We start from the raw sequence: 1,501 nt of genomic DNA on the forward strand, positions 1-1,501 counted from the left end.
CGAATACGAAGGGACTTCCCACCTTCGGGCAAACGGCGTCAATGCGCCAAGATTGGTGGTTCTCGAAGTCATCAATCAGCTGCCATTTGAAAGGGGAAGTCCATGGAGAAGATTACCCGAGTCGGGGTGGATTTGGCCAAGCGTGTTTACCAGGTTCACGCGGTCGATAACGCCGACCTTACCGTGCTGGCGCGGCCGATGTCACCGGATCGCTTCTTGAGCTGGGCGCTGGGTTTGCCTGCGGGCACTGTGGTCGCTATGGAAAGCTGCTCCGGCGCTCACCACCTCGCCCGCCGTCTACGTCTGATGGGGCTGGATGCCCGGCTGATCGCGGCGCACTTCATCGCGCCGTTCCGCGTACAAGGCGCCAGCGGCAAGAACGATGCAAACGACGCTGCAGCGATCTGTGAGGCCGCCTCACGGGTGCGTACGCGCTGTGTGCCTGTGAAGACGCCGGATCAGCAAGGCTGGCAAGGGATTCATCGGCTGCGCGAAGGCTACAAGGAGGAACGCACCGCCTGCATCAACCGCATTCGCGGCTTGCTGGCTGAGTTCGGCCTGGTCTTCCCGCAAAGCCCTGATGCCTTGCGTCGTGTGCTCAACGATGTGCTGGAAGACGCCAGCAACGAACTGCCCGGCGTGATGCGCCTGGCTCTGCAGCGCACACAGGCGCACTGGCGTGTGCTGGACGACGAGATCGCCTGGTGTGACCAGCAGGTCAAGCAGCATGTACGTGCCGATCAGGCCGCCGCTCGTGCCGCGCAGTTGCACGGTGTGGGCGATCTGACCGCTTCGGCCTTGGTGGCTGCCGTGGGCGACATGCACCAGTTCAAGAGCGCACGCCAATTCAGCGCCTGGGTTGGATTGGTGCCGAGCCAAAACTCCTCCGGCGGCAAGAACCGGCTGGGCCGCATCACCAAGCGCGGCGATGACTACTTACGCACCTTGCTGATCCAGGGCGCCAAGTCCGCATTGCTGGCCGCGCCCAAACGCAATGACCGCATCTCGCAGTGGTTGCTGCAACTGCGCGACCGTGTCGGATGGCAGAAGGCTCTGGTGGCGCTAGCCAACAAGAACGCTCGCATTCTGTGGGCGGTGCTGACGCGGGGAATCGACTACGACCCAGAGCATGTACCGCCTGTTCCTCAGTGCAAGTTGCCGGCGCTCAAGGAGCCGCAGCCAGCCTGAGTCCCCTCACTCATTCACTGAATCACAGACCCACGTTCGTAGAAGCAAAGCACAGGTCAGACCGGCAGCAGGTGAACCCGATAACCTGTCCGTTGCACGCTCAGCACGCTGAGCCAACAACGACGAACGAATGGGGTCTTGCTGAGCGGTTCGTATCTGGGGCAGCGGCATCGTCCGCAGCAAGCCCGTTTGTAGATGTTCAGTCTGTTCCTCGTTGCGTTGCCGCTGTTCAGAACACAGGTCTAGAAATGAAAAAGACCCCGAAGGGTCAGGTCTTGCTATTGGAGCTTGAAACGGTGGGAAGTCCTTGTAG

Annotated in this window: 1 protein-coding gene; it reads left to right on the plus strand. The window is 61.2% G+C overall.

From position 1 onward, the window contains the following. The first annotated feature begins 102 nt into the window (after positions 1-102). Positions 103-1,188 carry an IS110 family RNA-guided transposase gene (locus tag LNV23_RS23780; protein ID WP_263565229.1) on the plus strand — a complete coding sequence of 362 codons (1,086 nt, stop codon included), beginning with the start codon at positions 103-105 and terminating at the stop codon, positions 1,186-1,188. The last annotated feature ends 313 nt before the right edge of the window (positions 1,189-1,501 follow it).

This window comes from Kinneretia sp. DJ1R-11, from assembly GCF_025717595.1.
GTDB lineage: Bacteria > Pseudomonadota > Gammaproteobacteria > Burkholderiales > Burkholderiaceae_C > Paucibacter_A.

Excerpts from the sequence above, each read along its gene's own strand:
- LNV23_RS23780 (WP_263565229.1), top strand. The coding sequence starts at position 103 with ATGGAGAAGATTACCCGAGTCGGGGTGGATTTGGCCAAGCGTGTTTAC.